Annotated in this window: 21 protein-coding genes and 1 pseudogene; 10 read left to right on the top strand and 12 right to left on the bottom strand. The window is 63.0% G+C overall.

Annotated features, from left to right (window positions below; all coding sequences use genetic code 11):
• Positions 1–24 precede the first annotated feature (24 nt).
• Positions 25–3,432: an SNF2-related protein gene (locus ACWPN7_RS31280; protein WP_492273674.1), complete on the top strand. Its 3,408-nt coding sequence runs from the start codon at positions 25–27 to the stop codon at positions 3,430–3,432.
• Positions 3,433–3,492: 60 nt separating this feature from the next.
• Here ACWPN7_RS31280 and ACWPN7_RS31285 read toward each other — a convergent pair whose 3' ends face one another.
• The 6 genes from ACWPN7_RS31285 to ACWPN7_RS31310 all read right to left on the bottom strand — a co-directional run bounded on the left by ACWPN7_RS31285 (position 3,493) and on the right by ACWPN7_RS31310 (position 8,266).
• A complete protein-coding gene (locus ACWPN7_RS31285; protein ID WP_492273675.1) occupies positions 3,493–4,200 on the bottom strand; it encodes a hypothetical protein in 708 nt (235 codons plus the stop codon).
• 18 nt (positions 4,201–4,218) lie between these two features.
• The gene (gene hxsA / locus ACWPN7_RS31290) at positions 4,219–4,878 is read right to left on the bottom strand and encodes a His-Xaa-Ser repeat protein HxsA (protein ID WP_492273676.1); all 660 of its coding nucleotides are present in this window, start codon (positions 4,876–4,878) and stop codon (positions 4,219–4,221) included.
• Positions 4,875–6,062, bottom strand: coding sequence for a His-Xaa-Ser system radical SAM maturase HxsC (gene hxsC, locus ACWPN7_RS31295; RefSeq protein WP_492273677.1), 1,188 nt, complete (start codon positions 6,060–6,062; stop codon positions 4,875–4,877). The genes hxsA and hxsC overlap by 4 nt, the downstream gene beginning before the upstream one ends.
• On the bottom strand, positions 6,062–7,504 hold the full coding sequence (gene hxsB, locus ACWPN7_RS31300) for a His-Xaa-Ser system radical SAM maturase HxsB (RefSeq protein WP_492273678.1): 1,443 nt from the start codon (positions 7,502–7,504) through the stop codon (positions 6,062–6,064). The genes hxsC and hxsB overlap by 1 nt, the downstream gene beginning before the upstream one ends.
• A 75-nt stretch (positions 7,505–7,579) precedes the next feature.
• On the bottom strand, positions 7,580–7,909 hold the full coding sequence (locus ACWPN7_RS31305) for a hypothetical protein (protein ID WP_492273679.1): 330 nt from the start codon (positions 7,907–7,909) through the stop codon (positions 7,580–7,582).
• A gap of 174 nt (positions 7,910–8,083) precedes the next feature.
• A complete protein-coding gene (locus ACWPN7_RS31310; RefSeq protein ID WP_492273680.1) occupies positions 8,084–8,266 on the bottom strand; it encodes a hypothetical protein in 183 nt (60 codons plus the stop codon).
• A 628-nt stretch (positions 8,267–8,894) separates the two neighbouring features.
• On the opposite strand from ACWPN7_RS31310, the gene ACWPN7_RS31315 reads away from it, so the two are divergent.
• Complete coding sequence (locus tag ACWPN7_RS31315; RefSeq protein WP_492273681.1) at positions 8,895–9,614, top strand: hypothetical protein; 720 nt, start codon at positions 8,895–8,897, stop codon at positions 9,612–9,614.
• The gene (locus tag ACWPN7_RS31320) at positions 9,611–9,838 is read left to right on the top strand and encodes a hypothetical protein (RefSeq protein ID WP_492273682.1); all 228 of its coding nucleotides are present in this window, start codon (positions 9,611–9,613) and stop codon (positions 9,836–9,838) included. Before ACWPN7_RS31315 ends, ACWPN7_RS31320 begins: the two co-directional genes overlap by 4 nt.
• A gap of 86 nt (positions 9,839–9,924) precedes the next feature.
• Here the strand turns inward: ACWPN7_RS31320 and ACWPN7_RS31325 are convergent, their stop codons facing one another.
• From ACWPN7_RS31325 to ACWPN7_RS31335, 3 genes and pseudogenes are all read right to left on the bottom strand, one after another.
• A complete protein-coding gene (locus ACWPN7_RS31325; RefSeq protein ID WP_492273749.1) occupies positions 9,925–10,269 on the bottom strand; it encodes a hypothetical protein in 345 nt (114 codons plus the stop codon).
• Positions 10,270–10,411: 142 nt separating this feature from the next.
• Positions 10,412–10,603 (bottom strand): annotated as a pseudogene (locus ACWPN7_RS31330) (class I SAM-dependent methyltransferase); the annotation flags it as partial.
• A gap of 121 nt (positions 10,604–10,724) precedes the next feature.
• Positions 10,725–11,654: an HNH endonuclease gene (locus ACWPN7_RS31335; RefSeq protein WP_492273683.1), complete on the bottom strand. Its 930-nt coding sequence runs from the start codon at positions 11,652–11,654 to the stop codon at positions 10,725–10,727.
• Positions 11,655–11,991: 337 nt separating this feature from the next.
• Between ACWPN7_RS31335 and ACWPN7_RS31340 the strand changes: the two genes are divergently transcribed.
• From ACWPN7_RS31340 to ACWPN7_RS31350, 3 genes are all read left to right on the top strand, one after another.
• Positions 11,992–12,720 (top strand): helix-turn-helix transcriptional regulator, encoded by a 729-nt coding sequence (locus ACWPN7_RS31340; protein ID WP_492273684.1) that lies wholly within the window; start codon positions 11,992–11,994, stop codon positions 12,718–12,720.
• Between the two features lie 81 nt (positions 12,721–12,801).
• Positions 12,802–13,437 (top strand): acyl-homoserine-lactone synthase, encoded by a 636-nt coding sequence (locus tag ACWPN7_RS31345; RefSeq protein ID WP_492273685.1) that lies wholly within the window; start codon positions 12,802–12,804, stop codon positions 13,435–13,437.
• A gap of 76 nt (positions 13,438–13,513) precedes the next feature.
• Positions 13,514–14,305: a JAB domain-containing protein gene (locus ACWPN7_RS31350; protein ID WP_492273686.1), complete on the top strand. Its 792-nt coding sequence runs from the start codon at positions 13,514–13,516 to the stop codon at positions 14,303–14,305.
• Positions 14,306–14,375: 70 nt separating this feature from the next.
• On the opposite strand, the gene ACWPN7_RS31355 is transcribed toward ACWPN7_RS31350, so the two are convergent.
• From ACWPN7_RS31355 to ACWPN7_RS31365, 3 genes are all read right to left on the bottom strand, one after another.
• On the bottom strand, positions 14,376–15,230 hold the full coding sequence (locus ACWPN7_RS31355; protein ID WP_492273687.1) for a phosphorothioated DNA-binding restriction endonuclease: 855 nt from the start codon (positions 15,228–15,230) through the stop codon (positions 14,376–14,378).
• Between the two features lie 233 nt (positions 15,231–15,463).
• Positions 15,464–16,240, bottom strand: a complete 777-nt coding sequence (locus ACWPN7_RS31360) for a helix-turn-helix domain-containing protein (RefSeq protein ID WP_492273688.1) — start codon at positions 16,238–16,240, stop codon at positions 15,464–15,466.
• A 190-nt stretch (positions 16,241–16,430) separates the two neighbouring features.
• Entirely contained in the window at positions 16,431–16,628 is a 198-nt protein-coding gene (locus ACWPN7_RS31365; protein WP_492273689.1) for a hypothetical protein, read from the bottom strand.
• Between the two features lie 436 nt (positions 16,629–17,064).
• On the opposite strand from ACWPN7_RS31365, the gene ACWPN7_RS31370 reads away from it, so the two are divergent.
• The 4 genes from ACWPN7_RS31370 to qatD are packed head-to-tail and all read left to right on the top strand — an operon-like array spanning position 17,065 to position 21,696.
• Positions 17,065–18,867: a KAP family P-loop NTPase fold protein gene (locus ACWPN7_RS31370; protein ID WP_492273690.1), complete on the top strand. Its 1,803-nt coding sequence runs from the start codon at positions 17,065–17,067 to the stop codon at positions 18,865–18,867.
• Positions 18,867–19,622, top strand: coding sequence for a Qat anti-phage system associated protein QatB (locus tag ACWPN7_RS31375; RefSeq protein ID WP_492273691.1), 756 nt, complete (start codon positions 18,867–18,869; stop codon positions 19,620–19,622). Before ACWPN7_RS31370 ends, ACWPN7_RS31375 begins: the two co-directional genes overlap by 1 nt.
• Positions 19,619–20,932 (top strand): Qat anti-phage system QueC-like protein QatC, encoded by a 1,314-nt coding sequence (gene qatC / locus ACWPN7_RS31380; RefSeq protein ID WP_492273692.1) that lies wholly within the window; start codon positions 19,619–19,621, stop codon positions 20,930–20,932. The genes ACWPN7_RS31375 and qatC overlap by 4 nt, the downstream gene beginning before the upstream one ends.
• Positions 20,929–21,696: a Qat anti-phage system TatD family nuclease QatD gene (gene qatD / locus ACWPN7_RS31385; RefSeq protein WP_492273693.1), complete on the top strand. Its 768-nt coding sequence runs from the start codon at positions 20,929–20,931 to the stop codon at positions 21,694–21,696. Before qatC ends, qatD begins: the two co-directional genes overlap by 4 nt.
• The last annotated feature ends 195 nt before the right edge of the window (positions 21,697–21,891 follow it).

Consider the following 21,891-nt stretch of genomic DNA (forward strand, 5'->3'; position numbering starts at 1 on the left):
GGTGAAAGCGGCAGGACAGTCCAAATGGCGCGTCTTCGGTTTTCGTGGGACAACGTTGGAGACGGCTTGCTTTTCAAGCTGATCGAGCGACGCCTCCTGGGGACGCGCAGCATCCCGGCGGAGGATTGGGTCAACGCCGTTGAACCCGACCGCCTGTTCGTGGTGGCTCACCTGCTCGGGCTGGCCGAGCAGGCGGATGAGCAGCCTCCGGTGCGGGTCGACGGCGAGCGGCTGTGGGTCGCCAACGAGGCGATCGCGGCGCTGCCCAGCAGCCACGCCCTGGCCTTGGACCTCCCGCCACCCACCCCCTTGATGCTGGGGCTCCAATCACGCGGCAACATCGCCCAGCCCACGTTCGAGGTGAGCGCCAGGTGGTTGGAGACCGGTGCTGTGCCCGCCAGCGGCGCATCCGTGGAAGGTTGCCTTTTGCGGTACCGGGGGCGGACTTACCGGATTCCCGAGCCGCTGTATTCGATCTGGTGGGGGGTGGCGCGCTTCCGGGAGAGCGACACGACCGCCGACGGGGAGCGTTTCCGCCATCTTGCCGCGCTCAAGGACGTGATCTCCGACAGCCCCGGCGGGTCGGTCGAAACCGACCCGTACATCCGGAACACCAAGATCGTCCACACGGCGGCCTTCTCTCTGCGGCTTCAGACCGGGGCACGCGGCTTCCAGGTGGAGCCCGTGCTGTTCGGCCGTCGCACGAAGGAGGTTTGGGCCGACAGCGACGGGGACGCGGCGGTCAGTGAGGCGGAAAGCCTGCTGCCCGCCGCGTTGCAGGAGGTCTTCGCCAAACAGCGCTTTCCGGAATGGGACGAGTGCCGCGACCGCTACGGCCTCGGGAACCACTATTACGTCTACGTCGAGCCCGAACTGCGGAAGGCCCTCAGCGTGGTCCGGAGGGTGCAGAAAGCTGACGTTGAAACGCGGCGGAAATTTGCGCGCAACCCTCAGGCTTACCTCAAGGAGGCGCTCGGCGACGATACTGTAGCCGAGGTTATCGACCACCTGTTCATCGCGACCGAGCAGTATTCGCAGCGTGTTCTGGACCTCGGGATCTGGCAGCCGACGGTGCTGCCATGGCTCAAGCGAGAGCCAAACACCTGGCTGCCGGAGAAGTTCGGCGTCCTGATCGGCGACACGCGGGTGGAGCTCTCGCCGACCGAGATCACGCTCGCACACGCGGCCGTGCAGGCAGCAATGGCCAACCAAGAGGAAACAGTTTCCATTGGAGGCCACAGTGTTCCCGCGACAGAGCAGACCTTGCAGGCACTGGCTCAATTGTTCGGGTTCGCTGCCCCCATGACCCAATCGAACGACGACGAACACGGTGACGAGGCCGAAGGAGAAGCCATCGGGTCGGAGCCGGAGCTCTCCGGCAAGGTATTCCTGGTCGTCGATGAGAACTACGAGCAGGTCTCGTACCACCGCGACCTGAAGCGCCGCGCCGCCGACAACGTCGGCGGCGTTCCCCAAGCCCTGCTTACCGGCCTGAAGGCGCACCAGGAAGAAGGGCTGGCGTGGCTCCAGTCGACGTGGCGCGTCGGATTCCCCGGGGTGCTCCTCGCCGACGACATGGGGCTGGGGAAGACGCTGTCGGCTCTTGCGTTCATGGCATGGCTGGCTGAAACCCGCGCCCGATTGGGAATGGAGCGGCAGCCGATGCTGGTCATCGCCCCCACGGGCCTGTTGGCGAACTGGGTTGCCGAGCACGAGCGCCACCTGGCGCCGCCAGGACTGGGGGAGCCTCTCCTCGCCTTCGGCCCCCATCTGAAGACGCTGCGGGACGGGCGCCGGGGTAAGGATGTCGATCTCGGCCAGCCGCTGCTCGACAGCACAAGGCTCCAGGAGGCGGTCTGGATTTTGACCACGTACGAAACGTTGCGTGATTACCATTTAAGCTTCGCCAAGGTGCGGTTGGCCGCCGCCGTCTACGACGAGGTGCAAAAGCTCAAGAACCCGACCTCGCAGCTGTCCCGCGCCGCCAAGACGGTGAACACCGACTACACGCTGGCGATGACGGGGACCCCGGTCGAGAACCGGCTGGAGGACCTGTGGGCGATCATGGACATCGCTTACCCAGGCTATCTCGGGGACTTGAAGAGCTTCTCGCAGAGCCACCCGCCCGAGGATATGGAGGCCCTGCGGCGTCTCCGCGCGCGGATGCTGGAAGAGTCCGTGCCGACCGGTGCACAGGGTGGCGGGGGCGAGAGACTTTCCGCCGTCATGCTGCGGCGCATGAAGGCCGACAGGCTTCTCGGTCTGCCTGAAAAGCGGGTCGTGCCGATCGAACGACGGATGCCCGGCAGGCAGGCTGAAGCCTACGCCGAAGCCATCACCAGGGGGCGTCAGGCCAGCGGTCGCCCGGGCGGCATGCTGGAAACTCTGCATGCCCTCCGAGGCATCTCGCTCCACCCTATAGATCCACAGCAGGCTCACGGCATCCGGCACGAGGACTACATCGTATGGTCCGCGCGCTTGGCTCCGACGTTCGAAATCCTCAGGAAGATCGCGGCCGACCGGGAAAAGGCCCTCATCTTCGTCGAGAGCTTGGACATGCAGGACGTCCTGGCCGCCATGTTGAAGCGGGAGTTCCGATTGCCGCGCCTGCCCATGCTCATCAACGGCGGCGTGGCGGGCGAAAAGCGTCAGCGGGCGGTGGACGACTTCCAGAGGTGCCGTAATGAGTTCGATGTCATGATCCTTTCGCCCAAGGCGGGCGGCGTCGGTTTGACGCTGACGGCGGCCAACCACGTCATTCACCTGTCGCGCTGGTGGAACCCCGCTGTGGAGGACCAATGCACCGACCGAATCTACCGCATTGGTCAGGGACGGACGGTGCATGTCTATTATCCGCTCGCCGTTCACCCGGAAATCGGCGAAAGCAGCTTCGACCTCAAGCTTAATGCTCTCCTTGAACGGAAGCGGGCGTTGAGTCGAGATCTTCTGGTTCCTCCGATCCTCCCTGGTGTCGATGAGGCCGCACTATTCCGAGAAACTGTCGGCTTGACATCAGATGCCTCGGAACATAGTGGTGCAGCAAAGGATACGCTTCTCGAAGAGCTCGACCTAATGACCCCAATTCAATTCGAGAATTGGGCCCTTCGCCGTCTTCAGGAGCAGGGGTTCCAGCCACAGCGGACACCGGCGTCGAAGGACGGGGGAGCCGATGGCGTCGCGGTCAACTCGTTGACTGGGCAGATGGTCATTATCCAGTGCAAGCATCGCCAGAGTCGGTATTGCGACGCTTCGCCCGTAGACGATCTACTCCGTGCGCGCAGCGCCTATGAGGCGCCGATGGCCCAGTTGATTGCTATCACAACCGCGGAAAGCTTCACGGCCGAAGCTCGCGAGCGTGCGAGCAGGCATGGAGTGATGTTGATCGCTCGAAACCGGCTCCCAGCTTGGCCAACCGGATTGCAAGATTTATGACTCAGGAAGCGTGGCACCAATTGCTGTTCAATTCCGACCACCATTGTTCTTGACCCTCAGTTATGGAACACTGACCGCAGCTCCTAAATCTGCCTGACGTACTTGGCCGATCCACTCTGCATGGACCGAATCCCAGCCCTCAATGTTCTGATGAAGCGGTATCCTGACACCATACCGGCGCCAAGGATTCTCATAATTTCCAAGGCTGTCCAGATCGCAATGCTCTGCGCGCGTAACCACGCAGCCCACAGCATATCTTCGCAGCAAACCTTTCACTGTGGTTCTTGCAGTCTCGAGCGGAAGGTCACGGAGTTCATCTTGTCGGCCAATCAACTGTCGCACTAGCTCAACTCGCGGGAATACATGCTCATGCTGTAATTGGCATCTCCCCCGAACCCGTTTTCCAAGCAAACGGGAGAACGCGAAGATAGATGGCCGAAGTCTATTGTGGCGCAATAGAAGTAAATTTTCCCATTCTTTAAAGAAAATATTCTTTGCAGCTGCGCTCCAATAAGGGCAACCAACGAGCTTTCCGTATCGTTCACTTGATTTCCAGGCGACTTCATCAATGAAGCCTTCAAGTGTTCCACAACGTTGACGCCAGATTCTTCCATGCGCAAGTTCGTTGGGAACATCACGCAAAAAAGCGGTGAGATTAAAACCTGCTTCTTCTGCATTGGGAACTCTTAGGCGGGCTGCGAGAAGCGTCGCCAGCGTTTGCAGGTCGGCTTCGGGGGAGCAGCGTCGCGAGCGTTCGTATATGAGCATTTAGATCGCTCCTCCCATCTACCCAGCAATCCCCAACTTCGCCAGCGTCGCGTTATCCATCACCCCCGTGACCGCCACCCCTTCGGCCCGCTGGAATGCCCGCAATGCCTCCTTAGTCGCCGGTCCCATTTTCCCGTCGATCTTCCCCTTATAGTAACCCAGCCTCATGAGCTCGACCTGTACCCGCATCGCCATGGCGATGGCGTCTTGCTGGCCTGCCCGAGGCGCCGTTGTCGTTGCAGACGAGTTTGAACCGGCCGCCGGTGCGGATGGCTGGGAAGGTGTCGTTGTCGACGACGGACTGGACCAGGACGGTGTCGTTGACGTCGAGGGCGCTCTGTAGACCGGCGCCGGGGGCGGAGGTGAGTAGACCGGAGGAGAGTAAGTCGGTGCGCTGTACCCGCCCGAGCTCGAGTAATGGGAGGTATGGCTCCGATGACTGCTGTGGCTGCGGTGGCTGGAATGGCTGCGGTGACCGATGTAGATCTCCGGGCCTTCCATCCGGTTGGGCATTACGAAGGTCATCGGCTGAAGCCGGGTGTTCGACGGGTGCACCTCGGGCAGCAGGACCGGCAGCGGCCCCGCCTGCGCAGGCGACCAGATGCTCGACAGGGTGGCAGCCGTCGGGGCCGTCCAGCCCAGCACCTTCTTCAGGTAGTCAGTCCAGCTCTTCTTCATTCCGCTGCCTCATCGAACCCGAATGCCTTGATGCCCCTGCTCCGCCATGCCGGGCCGTGGGACGCGAAGAACCCGCAGCAGCGCGGCCGCATCGAACAGCCGTCGCAGGCGGGGTCGTAAACGTTTTTCCAATCGGAAATGCTCTGGCGGGCCAGAGGCCAAGCGACCTCGGGCAGGACGCAGAGCGGGACGTTGTAGATCGACGTCGTGATGCCGCGGTCTTGGAGATGCCAAGCCGAATCGGCCAGCGCCGGGCCATAGTCCACCGGGTCAACCCAGAGCAGGTCCCGGTTCACCTTGGCTAAGCCCATCGGCTCCAGACCCATGAAGGCGACGTGATCGACGAAGGGCATGTTGCGCCAGATGAACTCGGCGAACCGTTGCATGCGCAGCAGGGTCTGCGCGTGCACGACGAAGCGGATCTCGATCGCGTGCCCGCGTTCGGCAAGGTTGTAGATGCCGTTGACTGTTGCCTCGAAGGCCCCCGCCACCTGGACGACATGGTCATGGCGAGACGGCACATCGGCGTAAAGCGGAATGGCCCAGGTTGCGTGCCCGGTCGCCTCATGGACTCCATCGGCCACCGTCGGGTCAGCAAAGTTGCGACCGTTCGTCAGGATGTGCAGGCCGGTCTGCGGCAGCGCCGCCTTACAGGCGCGGATGAGCTCTGGCAGCCCTGGGCCGAGCAGCGTCGGCTCGCCGCCGGTAAAGCCCAGCTGCGGCAAATTCCGATCGATGAGCGGGATAAGCTCCAGGACTTCTCCGACGCGCCAGAGGTCATCGTCGTCGCGCGGGGGTTGGCTGCACATCAGGCAGCGGCTGTTGCACTGCTCGGTCAAGAACAAGGAATTCGCGTTCGCCCCGCGCCGGTAGAGCACGCTCAGCTGTCCGCTGTCCGGCCGCACCCGGACCACGTCGCCGGGCTTCACGACCTCGGTATTGCTCAGCCCGCAGATAACCGGTAGGGCATCGTCTGGCAGCCTGTCGGTGGCACCCGGCCGCATTACGGCAGCGAAGCCCAGATCGCGCAGCGCGCCGGTGTCGACGTCGATGCCGTCATCCAGGTGAACGGCAACCCGCTCATGAGGCACATCGCCTCGTAGCGCCTCGCTGAGATCAAGGATTTTCATTAGCGGCCGGGACAGGTCGCCCGAGATCACCGCCCGTGTGTGCAGGGGCAGCATCAGGCAGCCTCCGCATTCGGCAGGCACTGAACCGGCCTCTGAGTCACCCAGGACGTGAAGGTCCTCATGACGTGCGGGTCCGCCTCTGCCAAGTAGCGGAACAGGATCTGGAACAGGCCGGTGTGCTTGGCGCAGTGTGCGTTCGTGGGCCGATGGCCGACGGGGTCCCCCTCGCGCGTCAGGTTAAACACCGGATCGGCGCCGCAGTACGGCAAAAACGCGCAGTCCGAGCAGCCAGGCAGCGCCTCGGCTATGCCGGTGGCGAGAAGTACCTGCATCGCTTCGGATGCCATCAGGTCAGCGTACCGGTCGTGGACGCAACCGAGCCGGAACGTCTGATCGCCCATCTCGGCGAGCATGCGGCTCTCGTCCGAGGCGTAGACCTGGCCATCATAATTGTAGACCAAGGCGCCCAGCCCGGAGCCGGTCGGCGACCGCAGGTCCGCGTAGCCCGTCGGGAACGGTGTCAGGATGTGCGTGAGGAGGATTGCCGTGTAGGCCTCCTGAAGACGGATCCCCTCACGGTTGAGTTCGAGGATGTAGGCCAGCGCCCGTTCATAGAAAGGCAGGAACTCCTCCATCCCATAGCCGATCCGTTGCGCAGCCTTGGCAGCGAAGCCGAACGGACTGAGGGGCCGCAGGAACACGGACGGGAATCCGAGGCGGACATATTCATCCACGATCGCCTCGGGGTGCTTCAGGCTCTCACGGGTGAGCGTCGTCAGGGCCGAGAGGCTGCGCTCGCCCAGGACTGCTCGGACGCGGCCAATTCCATCCAGCGTCCTCTGGTGGGAGTCACGACCGGGAAGAGGCCTGTTGACATCGTGCAGGGCCCCAGGACCGTCCAGCGAGGTGGAAAGCTGGAAATCGTGGTGCCGGAGGAACTCCAGCACCTCGCCGTCGGCCTGGTGCAGCGTCGACGTCATCGAGTAGGTGATGGAGCGCCCCTCGATCCGATTCCGCTCCTCAATCGCTTCCACGATCTGCCGGATGCGCGGAAACGCAAGAAGGGGTTCGCCACCCTGAAACTCGACCGTCAGGGATGGCGACGGTGTCTGGAACATCTGTTCAATGGCCGCAGCAGCCGTCTCGGCCGACATGTCGAAGCGTGCCTTGTCGGCCGTCTGCCGCGAAACCTGACAATAGCGGCAGCTGTGGTCGCACCGGAGCGTCACTACGAACACATGAAGGGCCGGTCCACCCTTCAGGAAGGACTTCCGGGTTCGGTACTTCGCGGTGACCATCCTGAGGGTGGTCGAGGGATCGCCCTCGACAAGGAAATGCTTCCCTTGGAGGTCCGCGTAGGCATCGGTGGCCGGACTCAGTGCCCCGGCTGCGAAGGTTCTGAAGTCAGCCTCGTCCAGGAACTCGAACTCGCCGACCTCGGACGTAACCAGCACCTTTCCATCGACGCCCGGAATGCGCACGAACCGGAAGGGCATCGGTTGGTAGCCCGGTTCCTTCGGATGAAAGTCAGTCAGCGGTGCAAAGGGGAGACGCCCTGCCAACCCGGCCCCCTACCGCTTCGCCGGTGCGGGTGCGCTGGCCTCGGTCAGGGCCGCGGAGACGATGGCTTCGCGGACGGCTCGTGTCTTCTCCTCAATGCTGGCACGCAGGCCGAAGTCGATCAGCGCCTTCCCGAACTCGCCCCTGATGGCATCCGGGTCAGCCGATGGGACCTTGAGCCTGAAGCCGACCAAGATGCGCGCGCCCTGCTCTGAACTCGAGCCAGCAGTGGCACTGGTCGGTGAAGGCGTAGCAGGTGCGGAGGACGACTTCTCTGGGGAAGATCGCCATGTCGACCGAGACCGTGAAATCGAACGGGAACACCACGCCCTGCGAGACATCCGATGGTTGGGTGACGACGGAGGCTGGCATGGCTGGGGACCGTAGCTGGTGCACTATCCATTAGAGGCAGCCCAGCCTGTCAAAGCACAGACCCAGTTTCAACCTATTTTGAGAGATTGTTCGCCTTCATATAACCTGAGCGTGCATACTTTGGTATGCGAGGAACCGGGCCGTCAGCTGGCTGGAGGGGCGCTTACCCCTGCCAGAAGCTCGTCGAAGAACTCGGCGTGCGGCTCCGGCAAGGAGCCCGCGACCCAGTAGGCGAAGGCATCGCAATACCACTCCTCGGCGATGGCATTGTGGTTGGACAGGAGCTTGCGCGATACCGGATCGGCGAGCCACCCGAGGTGGTTCATTCGGCGTAGAGAATCAGCATGCTTGGCTTTGATACGTTGGCGCGTAGTACTGGACCTAGCAGGCTGCGGAAAAAGGCCAAATTGGCATCCGAGCGCCCCATATATTGGGGCGCTCGGGGCGCATCAGCAACAACATGCGGAACCGGTTCCGCCAAATTCAGAGTTTTTCCGCAGCCTGCTAGCGGCGCGCGCTGATCAATGGATTATGTTCAATGTGACCGTGAACGGCCTCGATGCCTGGAACCTAGAAAGATTGCTCATCCCGTTGAGCATCGGTATTGTCACTCAACTATCCTGACATGGCTGGGGAGGGACTGGGTGTCGGTCTTTGAGCAGATTCCATTCTTTGGCCGCCACGTGCGTCGCGGTCGGAATCGTCGGTTTCGGACCGGTGCAGACGGTCGCCGAGTCCGCCACGGCCGACTTTTTGACCTCCCAACCTGTCGGTGACCAGAGACGCACCCATGGGCACAGCTTAACGCAGGGCATCGAGATGGTCCGCCAGTGCAAGGAGACCCACAAGGCGAACGGTCTTTCCTATCACCGGCCTTGGATCTCCCGTATCACCTTTGATGGCACGATCTAAGTAAAGAACCAATTAGAAACATCAAAATGGAAAGGTCATAAAGTGCAGTGTGCATTTAGCAACTTTGATGATACAAACGGAAGAGTTTCAATCGGCTCCAGCTCGAATCATCTTGCGGGGTGGAATCAATTTATAAAGCTCGCGCCTGAGACTTTTTACTTGAGCATCTGCCGAGATATTCCAGGCACCCCACAGCTACGTGTTCAAGTTGGAACAGGAGGGGGAGGCACGCTGCATTACACTGTGAATGCTGGAGGATCAACAATTATAGAAAGTGAAAGGTATTTTGATTTCCATAAACTCGAAGTCGATCACAACAAAATGAAGGTTGAAGATGGATGGCAAGGGAAAAGAATTGGTCGCATTTTGACCAGGAATTTTTTTGAGATTTACCGTTTGCTCGGATTAAGAACCGTCCACTTGATTGCTGGAGGAGAAGGAGGGGGCTACGCTTGGGCTCTTATGGGGTTCTACACCGATCAGCAGGGGTGGGACGACGTTCGAAGGGAGGCGTCCAACAGGCTGACGGCGGCTCAACAAAAGATTCGCCCAGACACGTTCGCAGCGGTTCGTCTCTACCTCCAAGATCCAGATCCAATGACATTGTGGGAGGTTGCCGACTTGGATTATGATGTTGATGGAACGTCCATGGGAGCCTACCTGTTGAGAGGTGTTGGCTGGGAGGGCTGGTTCGATCTCGAAGGCGCCAAAGCTGAGGAGTGCTGGGAGCGGATTTACGATTACTCTAGGAGGCAGAGATGAGAAGGCTTCTGATGGTCAACGATGTCTTGGATAGCGATGCAGCTGAAGAGCGCAATCGCAGCAAAGACTATCGCCGTGATTCCAAAGCAAAATCTGCCATCAAGGGCATTCGCAGAGGCCTAACTGTTGAGGAGGCGCAGCGCGCCTTTGGGGTCGAGCTATCAGAACAAGAAATTTCCGCCGCCCGCCCAGAGCCTTCACAATGGTTGGCGCTTCTAAAATAGATGAATGCAAGTTGAAGTACGCCGCCACAAAGATGGCTTTGGTTGAATGCCATGCCATTCTGATGGCTGTTGTGTCACTCTGAGCATCAGGCGTTTAGCTGAGGGGTATCCAGAACTTCCTGGATGCCGACATGCTGCCCCGTCACCGTCTCCACCGGCAGGGATGCCGTGGCCTCGCGTCCGAACCGGCTCGCCAAGATCTCCGTCCGCCGCAGATAAGCGCGCTCCCACCACGTGGCGATTCGGTCCCCAACCGCTTCGAGCAGGATGGCGGAGATCAGGCGATCGGCCTTCTCGTGCCGTTTCACCCGCGGATGCGATGGCATCGGGTTCCACAGGTCGGCGTTTGAACGGAAGGCAATGGTCGATGTCCAGGCCGTCCTGTCGGAGCCTGCGGCCGCTCCAAACGCAGTGGATCGGCTCTCCGTCATTGAGCATGGCCGCCGTCAGCCGCCTTGCCTCCAGACGGCGGCCAGCAGAATGAAGTCGAACGCCATGCCGCACCGATGGACGCGATCGAGCCCGGGCAAGCGGTCGTCCATCCACCGGATGCTGGCGGCCCCGCGCCGCCGCCTCCCGCATTCCGGCGGCCGGTTCGACCGCAACCACCTCATGACCACGCGCGCTCAACCAAGCCGCGTCGCGCCCGGAACCGGCGCCGACGTCCACGTCCAGTACGGCCGAGGGGGCCGAGGGCAGCACGTCCAAAACATCGGCGTAGAGGCCCTCGAAGGCGATCGACTCGTACTGGCCCGCGAGCTCCACAGCACGCCGGTGATAGGACTAGACGGCATCTTCTCGCAGTCCGGAGGCGAGCGGGCTGGTCTCTGAAAGATCCGGCGGCATGGTGCCGGGCGGGCGCTGCGATGGTTGGAGGTGGATGGGGTCAGGCGACCTTCTTGAAGCGTTCGAACCGGAGGGCGAGCCGATCGCGGTCAGGATACATCTGCTTCTCTCGTGGCAAGCGGATGACCTGCCCCTTCAGCCCCTTGATGCCGAGCTCGAGCATGGGGCCATCGTGCATATCGAGCAGGCGCTCGGAGATGTGGATGCGGTGATCGGGGTCGATGCCGATCAGGTCGGCGTCGTAGGCCGCGTGGTGCAATTTCGACATGCAGATGCCGTTGCGGATGTCGGGCTGGCCAAACTCTTCGTCGCGGTCCGGGATGATGTGGGCAGCGTCGACCAGCCGCACTTCCGGCAGGCCGCTCAAAGCGCAACGGCCACCGTACGCGGCAACGACGCGCTCGCGGAACGAGGATTGATGCAAGCGCTGCTTCACCTGGCGCAGGGCGTAGCGGCGCTCATCCGTGTTGGGCGGCATCCAGAGCGTCCCGATGTCGGCGATCGGCTTGGGCGCGAGGCTGACCGACAGGGACGCCGCATCCCAGTCCACCACGTAGATGGGGAAGATCGGCTCGTAAAAACCCGGGGCGACGCCGTAGAAGTAGATCAGCGGCAGCTGCCGCTCCATCGCGTCACGGAGCAACCGGTTCTGGGTATCGTCGGGGTTGCTCCCCTTGAAGGCATAAGCGAGGGTGTCGGTCGCCGTCCTCAGCTTCGCATCCGACTCCAACTGGTCATGGTACCAGACGCGACCACCAGGTTTCGGGACCACGGTCTTGACGCTCAAGACGCCCTTCATCTGAACAGGCTTGAAGATGCCCTGTGCCGCGCTGGCGAAGAGCACGCGCTCTCCGGCGCAGGCAAAGCCTTCCTGGATCGCACTCCAGGACAACGCGCTTCCATGCAGCCCCGCCAAGAGGCGTAAGCACTCGAAGGCCGCGAGCCGAAAGGAGGCATCAGGGTCGTTCATGAGGTCCCAAGCGTCCCGTTACCCTCGCCAGCCTACCATTTTCGAGCCAACGCGGACGGTATCCGACACCATGCCCCTGCGGCACGGCGCCGCAGGCGTTTTACCGGTGACGTGGTGTGGTGCATGTCCCGGCACAGACCAGCGCCATAACCATAAGAAGCATAAGTATTCTTGGCGTCATGAAAGAGGCGGATCATCGACACGGTATACCGCCATATGAGCGTGTTGTAAATGTGATATTCCCTCCTTACTGGTGCGTTTGCGGTGGAGTTTGTGGCATCATCAGGCCGCAAGATTCCCCGATTTCCATTCGAACGAAGCCGTCGACACCAACAACATGCAGGAAACATTCAGCAGGTTCATCGCCGGTTTGCAGACCAGCCGGGACATTGATTCCCTTCGCGCAGTGCTGGTCGACGCCGGGCGTGACCTGGGGCTGACCGCATTGGCCTATGTGGGATTCGACGAGCCAGGCCGGTCCGAACCGCTCTACATCTCCAACTATCCGGACCGATGGACCGACCGCTACATCGGGCGCCAGTACAGCCGTATCGACCCAGTGATCGAGCGCGCAGGTCAGGACTTTATGCCCTTCTACTGGACCTGTCCCGATGACATCGGCTCGGTCCCGCGCCCCCAGCGACAGCTCTTCGAGGAAGCCCGCGAGCACGACATCGCCTGCGGCTTCACCGTCCCGATTCACGACAGCGCCGGTCGGACCGCGTCGTTCAACGTCGCCGCGGCCACAACTCCCGCCGACTTCCAGGCCATCGTCGAAGCGAACCGGCCCATTCTTCACCTCATGGGCATCTACTTCCATGCCCATGCCAAGGAGAAGAGCTCGCCTGCCAACGATGTCCGGCGCGTAAAGCTGTCGCCGCGGGAGGTCGACTGCCTGGACTGGTCGGCCAAGGGCAAGTCCCACGCCGACATCGCAATCATCCTCGGTCTGGCGCGGCGTACGGTAAAATTCCACATTGAGAACGCCATGAGGAAGTTCGGCGTCACCACGACGCGGCAGGCGATCGTCCGCGCCACCATGCTGGGCCTCATCGCGCCCCCCTGACCTTCCCCTGTCCAGGTGGACAGCTTATCCAGAATACAAAGGTATTGTCTTCTGCCAGCAACACACCGGCAGGAGATTGCCATGATTACGGTCGTCAACCTCAGCGGCGTCGCTCAGCACGCCCAGTCCATTTTTGAAATGCACCAGCTTCGTCACCGGGTTTTCTTTGAGCGACTGGGTTGGGAGGTGACCACATCTGGCGGTCTGGAGGTGGACGAGTACGATGCCACGTCGCCAACCTACCTCCTCTATCAGGAACACGAGGGTGGTCCCGTCGAAGGCTGTGTTCGCCTGCTGCCGACGATCGGCCGCTACATGCTCGCCGACACGTTCCCGGTCCTCCTGGGCGACCGTCAGGCCCCCCGCAGCCCCTGGTCATGGGAAGCCAGCCGCTTCGCCCTCGAAGGCCGAGCTGGCCACCTCCAGGGGCGCCGGGTGGCGCGCGGAACAGCCGAGCTGGTCGCCGGGGTGCATGAGTTCGCGTTGGCGAACGGCTTGACCGAGATCGTGGCGGTGGTCGACGTCCGCATGGAGCGCATCCTGCGGCTGGCGGGATGGCCCCTCGAGCGGTACGGCGCCCCGGTCCAGGTCGGCGTCACCATGGCGTTGGCGGGACGCTTGCTGGTGTCCGAGGCGGGGCTGGCCCGGATCCACGGCATGAACGAAATCGAAGGTCCCCTTCTCGGCATCACCCCGGATTTCGGAATGGCGGCGTGAAGCCAGACCCATCGCGAAATGCCCAGGCGCCGTCCAGGCACCGCTTCGACGGCGCGTTTGCTCCCGGAGGCACGACATGCCGGTGACCGCCAATCCGCGTTCCGGCGGACACACCTCGTCGCGGTCAGCGCCGCGCGCCTACCCGGACATGATCGGCGTTCTGGGTGGCCGGGCCATGGAGGCCGTGCCGGACAACGTGCTGCTATCGGCCGTTCTGACCATGGCCGAGCCCGGGGTGGACGGCGATGCCCTTGCTGCCCGGCTCCTCTCCGGGCAGCGCACGCTCGAGGAGGCGGCGGTCGCGGTCGTCCAGAAGACCATCCGAGTCGACGAACTCGACGCTCAGGCGTCGGTCCGGTTGCAGGCGCTGGTCGAGTTGGCTGCCCGCTTGGTGCGGCCATCGCTGGCCAAGCACCCGGTGTTCCTCGAACACGCTGCGCTGGTCACCTACTGCCGCTTGCGTGCGGCGTGCGTCCCGGTGCAGCAAGTACGCACCATCTTCCTCGATGCCCGCAAGCACTTGATCGCCGACGAGGTGCACCAGACCGGGACGGTGAATGAGGTCAAGACCTACGTCAGGGAGATCATACGCCGGGCGCTGGAACTGGGGGCATGCGGGCTCGTCGTCGCCCAGAGCGCTCCCAGCGACGAGCCGCCAAAGCCGTGGGGCGCGGAATCCGTCTGCGCCGATCTCCAGCGCGCGGGGGCGGCGCTCGGCGTTGAGTTGCACGATTACCTGGTGATCGGCCGCCGGTCCTATCGGAGCCTTTCCCGACGCGACGCCGATGAGCGCGTTCGAAAGACCCGAGGCAACGGCCAAGGAGAACCACATTCCATGTCGCAGCCCGAAGTCCCCCATGGCCGGTGATTTGGCTGCCCTTCTCAACGCACCCGCGATCCGCCGGTGGCGCGCGGAATCCACGATGGACAAGTGGAGATCACCCACGGAACACGTTCCGCCGATGCCAGTCGATGCTCTTTTCGCTTGGACGAAGGGCTTGATCGACCGGCAGGGCGATGGGGGTATCGTCGAGTTCGAGTATCGCTCTGGCCGATGGTCCGCTCACGGACCGGCTGACCTGGATGGTCCACTTCGGCGTCAACGTCAGGACCCCGAGATCGAGCAACCGGTGGTGCAGGACGCAGAGCGCGATCCCGTTGAAGACGTCGCACGAGCCGCCGAAAGCGTGCCAGCGCAGGTGTGCCGCCTCCAGGCCGACCAGGCCATCGCCGCAGCGAAGCTGGAACCGGCAGACCGCGCATTCGCACAGGTAGGCCCGGAGCACCGCGTCGCGGAAGTGGGGATCTCGAACACCGCGTTCACCGCTCTCCAGATCGAGGCCGATTGCAGCCGCGATGTCGTCGTGGAGGCCGGGCGGGAAGTTTGCGTCCAGAAGCCGTCGCGCGGCCCTATCCACAAGGTCTGGTTCGCGCCGGAGCAGTTCGAGGACCGCGGGGGTAAACCCAGCTGCCGAATTGGCGGCAGCCATGGCCGCGGGCTTGCCTTGGCCGCTGGCGTCGAACAGGTCGGGTGTGGTGTCCAAGCGCCAGATGCCGTCCGTGCGCAAGCGGACGAACGGGTCGGCGACGCGCGCCTTGGTGCCCTGGGGTCCGTAGGTCCGAATCAGCGTCGGCAGGACGGCATCGGCTTGGCGGTAACCAATTTCGTCCTGACCCGCTTTGAACCGAGCCAGGGCGAACAGCAACACCAGCGGCTTATGCGGTGCCCGCACGCCGTTGGCGGAATGGCGCCGTAACCCGGCCAGCTTGTCGAGGAACTCCGTCGCGTCCACTGGTGATCCATGGCGTCGTGGTCGTGCCAACACCATACCCCGCCTGCACGCGCTTGGCAGCAGATCGGTCGGGACTTGCCGCATACCACTGACTGGTTCGCGGTCGAGATCCGGCGTCCGGTGCCTTCACCCCCGCTGAGCGGCACGCCCCGTTGTCAAACGCGCCGTCCCTGCGGGCATCATGCCAGACACCCGTTCCAACAACCGGGACAGCCGCTCGCAGAGCGGTCGGTTCAAGTGGGGAGCCCGCTGTCGGTCCCCTCTGCCATGCGATCCAAGTCCTCATCGTCCAGTGGCATCTGGACCTCGGCGGGGACGAACAGGAAGCGGCGCTTGGCGGCGGCTGGGTCGGTCAGCTTGGGAAAGAAAGCGATCATGCTGACCGGCGCCAGACCAAAGGGCGACTTGGCCTCGTACACCGCATGCAGCGCCGTGTAGCCGCGGCGCTCAATGTCGCGCACCTTGGCGAGTAGGTCGGTGTAGATCTCACGCTTGCGCACCGGACGGTCTGGGTTCGTTAGACCGCTGAGCAGGAAGGACCAGAGTTCCAGCCACTCGCGCAACGTGGCGACGTACGCCGCAGTCTCGGGATCGAACTGGCCCTCGGGAACCGTCATGAAGGCACAGTCCAGGATGGCTGCGGCCTCCGGCTGGGTCCGCAGTGGCCTGCACGGCACCATCATCATGCCCTCGAACATCTCCTCGACCTTCTCGGCAGCCTCCTCGGGCGGCAAGATGCGCCGCGGATCCGTGAAGGCGCCCTTCTGAAAGCCGAGAGCTTGCGCGACCCGGTCGAGGTTCTCCTCGGACACCCGCTCGGCGCGCTCGATTCGCTCGATCGTCGACAGCGAGACCTGCGCGAAGTCGGCCAGCGTCGCCTTCTTCCAGTTCCGGATCTGACGCCAGGTCCGAACATGGATGGCGATCATCTCGGGCGTCGGCACCATGGGTTCATCGGGATCCATGCGGTCGTGGGAATTTCCAGAGGTCTGATCGTAGGTGGCCACCATCTGCTCCATCGTGGTGCGTTGCCAGCGATGATGCCGCTGTCGACCGTTCCAAAGGAGACGGCAAAAACCTTCAGAGCGACACGAGATTGGCCCCGAAGGACGGCAAGCCGTCGGGTTCCCTGGCCCCCGTCCGGGGGGCCCGGCTCTGGTCGCCGATAGGTGCCCGGTCAAGCCAGTGCACGCACCACCGTCAGTACAAAAGCCGCAGCACCTGACGGACGTAGACAAGCATAACCATGAGTTCCACGAGGGCCTGCGTCACCACTGCCATGGGTACCAGCGCCCCGGCATTGGGAATGGCGAACGCCAGCGGCAGCGCGACCAGCGAGTTTTGGATGCTGCCGCTGAACACGACGGCCCTAGCCGCCTCCGTCTCCAGACCGAACAAGCGCGCAATGGCTCGTTTGGCGTAGACATCGCCAAGGCGAAGGCGATGTAGATCGGCACCACGAGGGCCACGGCGCGAGTCTCGGTGGTCACGTCCGCCACAACGGCGGCCACCAGAAACAGGACCATCGCCACGCCCCAGTCACAATGACGATCTCTTCGCACACACACTGTCAACTTACACGCGCCCAAACATCAAACCACAAACGCGGACGCTGAGATCTATACCACACCTTTGTCAATTTATTGTTCATGATGCAATTACGGCACCAAAAGGTTGACTACGTATCATTGCCTGCTCTACCGTTTCCTTGCGTGAGCAAAGGTGGTGCAAGGGATCGCTATCTTACGGAGCAGTGTAATGACCGTGCATTGAAGGTCAGTGAGCGGACAAGTCATGGATGTGTCTAGCGCTTGGCGAAGCAGGTGGGCAGAGAATGTGGGCTGACGTAGAAACTAATCTGGATTTTCTGAACTACTCGGAAGTTGCTGAACTCGTGGTGGACGTCGTGCGCGATCCATCCATGAGGCCGGTTTCAGTCGGAGTGTTCGGGACCTGGGGCACCGGGAAGTCCACCTTACTGAATCTCATCGAGGGCGGACTCAATCCTGCGGGAGCCGAACCTGAGTTCATTGTCGTCCGATTTGATGCGTGGCTCTACCAAGGATTCGACGATTCGCGTGCGGCGCTGATGGAAGTCATCGCCTCGACGTTGATCCAAGCGGCTGAGGGCAAGCCTGGCGTCATGGCGCAGGCCAAGAAGCTGCTCGGCCGCGTGAACAAGATGCGTGCCCTGGGGCTGCTCGTCGAGGGCGGCGCCTTGGCCATGGGCGTACCGACGTTCGGGTTCGCGAGCAAGGGGGTCCAAGCTCTCGGCGACTTCTTCTCCGGCAACGGAGACGAGGAGGATCTGGATGCGTTGAAGGAGGCCGGGGAGAAAGCATCCGAACGAGGAAAGGGACTGCTGGAACCTGAGAAGCAAAGGACCCCGCCCAAGGAAATTGCCGCGTTTCGGGCCGAATTCGAGGAGGTGCTCAACGGCCTGGGGAAGACCCTGGTCGTCTTCGTGGACAACCTCGACCGCTGCCTGCCCAAGCAGACCATCCACACGCTCGAGGCGCTCCGGTTGTTCTTGTTCATGGGGCACACCGCGTTCGTGGTGGCCGCCGACGAGGAAATGGTCAGGCACTCGGTCTCGGAGTTCTTCAAGGACCCTGGCGGTCGGCACGTGACCGACTACCTGGACAAGCTCATCCAGGTGCCGGTGCGTGTCCCCCGGTTGGGCGTCCAAGAAGTCCGGGCTTACCTGTTCCTCCTCTTCGCGTCGGCCGGTGGTGTCGTGCCTGCCGATAAGGTCGAGGCTTTGCGCGTCGGCCTGGAGGATAACCTACGCAAGGCGTGGAAAGAGGAGCCCATTACCACCGAAGCAGCGCTCGCGCTGCTCGGCCCGAACCCGCCCCCTGAGGTTGCCCTGGGCTTCGGCATCGCAGATCGGATGGCGCCGACATTGGCGAATTCCAAGGAGGTTCAGGGCAACCCCCGCATCGTGAAGCGCATGCTGAACGTCGTCCGGATGCGCGCCCGCATTGCCAAGCGCCGCGAGATGCCGGTCGATGAGGCGCTCGTCGCCAAGCTGGCTCTTTTCGAGCGCTGCACCGACGCCACCGCGGTCGCACACATGTACACGGAGATCAACGCGGCGGCGGGCGGCACCCCTGAAGTGCTGCGGACGCTGGAAGGGTTGCTGGAGGATCCGGCAAAGTTCAAGGATGCCTGCCCGGAGTCGTGGACTTCGAGAGCCGATTTTCTGCGGGAATGGCTTTCGCTGGAGCCGCCGCTGGCGGGCTTGGATCTGCGGCCGTTGGTCTATCTGAGCCGCGAGACCATGCCGTTGCGTGTTCTCAAAGGTGGGCTGTCGGCGCCCGCGGCGGAGGCTCTGGGCATTCTGCTCCGAACGACATCCAGTTCTTCCCCTTCCGGCCGCACCGCCCTCGCCGCGATCCCCCAGGGCGAGCACGCGGCCGTCATGTCGGCGATGATCACAACGTTCCGGCGCCACGCCGACTGGAGCGAAAAGCCCGATGGCTTTCATGGCGCGCTGATGCTCGCCGATCATGCAGGCGAGGCTGGCAAATTGCTGGCCGCCTTCATTCGGGCCGCCATGCCGAGCAAGCTGCGCCCATGGCTCAACGTGCTGGTCAAGGATAAACCCTGGTTTAAGGCAGGGGAGAGCCGTTGATGGGAACCTCGACGTCAAGCCGGGGGCCTGGCAACACCTCCCCGCTCGTGCCGCCATGGGCGGACACGGATGGCAAGGGCCCGGGGCCAGCGCCTGCACCGAAACGGTTTCAGGGCTTCCGGACGAGCCTGGGAAAGTTTGTTTCTGGGAACGACCAAGCCGATCTCCGTGCGGCTCTCGGTCGGTACGCGAAAACCGCCACCGGCGGCAAGGCCGTTGGCCCACGCCGGTTTGGGTCCATGGCTCGTGCCGGTGGGGCACTGTTCGACACCATGTCGGCGTTCCGCGACGGGCAGGGCGCGGCGGGCCTCGATCTCGCAACCCTGAACGGGCAAGACACCGACGTGGTCATCGAAGCGATCGTGCGGGCCCTGGTGCCCGCCGACGGAGATGCCGATCGCGTGCGGGTGGCGATGAACGAAGCGCTTTCCGAATGTCTGCAAGGGTATGACGAATTCGATTTCGCCCACATCAGCGACGAGATGATCGTCGACATGATGCTGGCCTATGTTGGCCACTGCATCTTCGAGCAGATAGTGCTCGATTCCCGCGACGCCTTTGCCAAGGCAGAGACACCCGACCAAGTCGAGCAGGCCGAGAAGGAATTGCGGCTGCTGATCGGCGCAGCCACCGACAAGCACATGGGCCCGCTGCTTTCCGGGAACGTCCGGACGCTCAGCGGGTCCCAGGTCGAGGCAGCTCAGTTGCAAGCCATCCGCGAGGTCTGGGGGGAATGGGAGGCGTACGAGCCATGACCGAAATTGTCTGTCATCACGACGTGTCGCGCCTCCCCAACGGCGGTCCGGGCGTGGTCCCGGTTCTGATGTACGGCCGCCGACCGCCCCGCGAAGGAACGGGGTCGGTGGGAGGGCCGGTGGCGGGTGCGGTCCGGCGGCTTGGCACGCCCGTCGATCCTCTCGCTTTCGATTTCCTGACCATCGCCTTGGCGGTCACGGTGGCGGATACGTTCGCCGTCCGTCACGACGCAGCCGATGGCTGGGCTCGAGACCTCCAGGTCAGAGTGCATCTTCAAGATCCTGGGCGCTGGACCGCTGTGGCTCCCCACCTGGAGCGATCCCTGAACTTCCTAAGCGGCGACCTTTGGTCCTTCGACTTTCGACCGGACGGGATGGAACCGCCGACGCCCCAATCCCGGGGCAGGCTCACACCCCTTCCAGGGCATGACTGCGTTAGCCTGTACTCCGGCGGCCTCGACAGCGCCATCGGCGTCCTGGACCTCCTCGCGGATGGCCGAAAGCCCGTGCTGGTCAGCCACGCCTACCCTGGAGACAAGAGGCGCCAGGAGGACATCCAGCGCCAGCTTCCCACGACGCTGTCGCGGTTCGCCGCGGTCGCGAATCCGCGCTCACTGCTGGACACCGACAACGATGTCCAAATGCGGACGCGCAGCTTCAATTTTCTGGCCTACGGGGCCTTGGTCGCGGCCACCATGTCCGCGCGTGGCATGGCGCCGGGTCCGGTTAACCTGTTTGTTCCGGAGAATGGCCTGATCGCTCTCAATCCTCCGCTCACTGCTCGGCGCATCGGCGCGCTGAGCACCCGTACCACACACCCGCATTTCCTCGACTCGGTGCAGCACGTCTTGAACGCGGTCGGCATGGCCGTCCTGATTTCCAACCCTTACGCCACGAAGACCAAAGGCGAGATGCTCTCTGGCTGCTCGGACACAGTGACGTTGGGCAAGGTGGCGCACCACACGGTGTCCTGCGGCAAGTGGAAAAGGAAGTGGGTTCAATGTGGCAAGTGTGTCCCTTGTCTCATCCGGCGGTCGTCCTTCCATGCCGCGGGGATCGTGGACAACACCCCCTACGCCCCGGAGGGTCAGAACCTGGTTGCCGTCATGGGACAGGAGAATGGAAAGGACGATCTGCTGGCGATGGTTCTGGCCGCCCGGCGGCTGCCGTCAATCGACATTGCCCGGTGGATCCCCCAGACAGGACCACTCCCACCCGACAGGGCCGAGCGCGACGCCTTGCTGGACGTCGCCCATAAGGGCATGGCAGAGGTAAGGTCGTATTTGGATCACCTCGGCTTGCTCAATTGACCGTTCCGCCCGTCGATCTTCATTGCCATCTCGACCTCTACCCAGACCCCGCCGCTGCCGCCCGGCAGTGCGGGGAAGCGGGCGCCTATGTCCTCTCGGTGACCACGACACCAAAGGCGTGGCGTGGGACAGTGCAGCTAAGCAAGAGTTATGACCGCATCCGGACTGCGCTAGGCCTGCACCCGCAGATCGCTCATGAGCGCATCGGGGAGTTGCCCTTGTTTGAAGCCCTGCTGCCCGAGACCCGTTACGTGGGGGAGGTCGGGCTGGACGGTAGCCCGGAGTGCAGGCCGTACTGGCGCGAGCAGGCCCACGTCTTCGACCATGTGCTGGTGTCCGCGGCTAGAGCGGGAGGACGCATCATGACCATTCACAGCCGCCGGGCTGTCACCGACGTCCTGGATGCGCTGACCCGGCATCCTGATGCCGGTGTTCCCATCCTGCACTGGTTCTCTGGGACCAAGACCGAGCTCTTCCGTGCGGTCGACATGGGCTGCTGGTTCTCGGTCGGCCCCGCCATGATGCTCGGCAAGCGCGGGCGCGATCTCGTCTCAGCCATGCCGCCAGAGCGCTTGCTGACCGAAACGGATGGCCCGTTCGCATCTGTCGGGGGGCGGCCGCTGGGTCCGGCTGAGGTCAGCCAGGCGCAGGATTTGTTGGCAGCTTGCTGGAATGTGGATGCCCTCGAGGCGTCCTACAGGGTTTTGGCGTCTTTTCGCAGCTTGGCGGCTTCCGCCGTTGGTGGACCGATCGCCAACGCATAACCCGGATGGTTCCAGGGCAACAAAACCAGAACCCGACGGCGATCATGTCAATCGCAGTCGGACGCCTACAATTTAGCCACCGTGACCGTGACTTCGGCGCGGGCGGTAGTCAGAGTGGTCACCGCCTCCGGGACGAGCTTGGCTGACTGCTGCGACAGGCGGGCGCCCTCAGCAATCAGGGACGCGACGCTATGC

It is taken from the genome of Azospirillum sp. UENF 312511, from assembly GCF_058780635.1.

Coding starts and splice junctions, on each gene's coding strand:
- ACWPN7_RS31350 (WP_492273686.1), top strand. CDS start 13,514: ATGCCGGTGACCGCCAATCCGCGTTCCGGCGGACACACCTCGTCGCGG.
- ACWPN7_RS31370 (WP_492273690.1), top strand. CDS start 17,065: ATGTGGGCTGACGTAGAAACTAATCTGGATTTTCTGAACTACTCGGAA.
- hxsA (WP_492273676.1), bottom strand. CDS start 4,878: ATGAAGAAGAGCTGGACTGACTACCTGAAGAAGGTGCTGGGCTGGACG.
- ACWPN7_RS31320 (WP_492273682.1), top strand. CDS start 9,611: ATGAGAAGGCTTCTGATGGTCAACGATGTCTTGGATAGCGATGCAGCT.
- ACWPN7_RS31280 (WP_492273674.1), top strand. CDS start 25: ATGGCGCGTCTTCGGTTTTCGTGGGACAACGTTGGAGACGGCTTGCTT.
- ACWPN7_RS31285 (WP_492273675.1), bottom strand. CDS start 4,200: ATGCTCATATACGAACGCTCGCGACGCTGCTCCCCCGAAGCCGACCTG.
- hxsB (WP_492273678.1), bottom strand. CDS start 7,504: ATGCCCTTCCGGTTCGTGCGCATTCCGGGCGTCGATGGAAAGGTGCTG.
- ACWPN7_RS31345 (WP_492273685.1), top strand. CDS start 12,802: ATGATTACGGTCGTCAACCTCAGCGGCGTCGCTCAGCACGCCCAGTCC.
- ACWPN7_RS31310 (WP_492273680.1), bottom strand. CDS start 8,266: ATGAACCACCTCGGGTGGCTCGCCGATCCGGTATCGCGCAAGCTCCTG.
- qatC (WP_492273692.1), top strand. CDS start 19,619: ATGACCGAAATTGTCTGTCATCACGACGTGTCGCGCCTCCCCAACGGC.
- ACWPN7_RS31375 (WP_492273691.1), top strand. CDS start 18,867: ATGGGAACCTCGACGTCAAGCCGGGGGCCTGGCAACACCTCCCCGCTC.
- ACWPN7_RS31305 (WP_492273679.1), bottom strand. CDS start 7,909: ATGTCTCGCAGGGCGTGGTGTTCCCGTTCGATTTCACGGTCTCGGTCG.
- ACWPN7_RS31335 (WP_492273683.1), bottom strand. CDS start 11,654: ATGAACGACCCTGATGCCTCCTTTCGGCTCGCGGCCTTCGAGTGCTTA.
- hxsC (WP_492273677.1), bottom strand. CDS start 6,062: ATGCTGCCCCTGCACACACGGGCGGTGATCTCGGGCGACCTGTCCCGG.
- ACWPN7_RS31360 (WP_492273688.1), bottom strand. CDS start 16,240: ATGGTGGCCACCTACGATCAGACCTCTGGAAATTCCCACGACCGCATG.
- ACWPN7_RS31325 (WP_492273749.1), bottom strand. CDS start 10,269: ATGACGGAGAGCCGATCCACTGCGTTTGGAGCGGCCGCAGGCTCCGAC.
- ACWPN7_RS31340 (WP_492273684.1), top strand. CDS start 11,992: ATGCAGGAAACATTCAGCAGGTTCATCGCCGGTTTGCAGACCAGCCGG.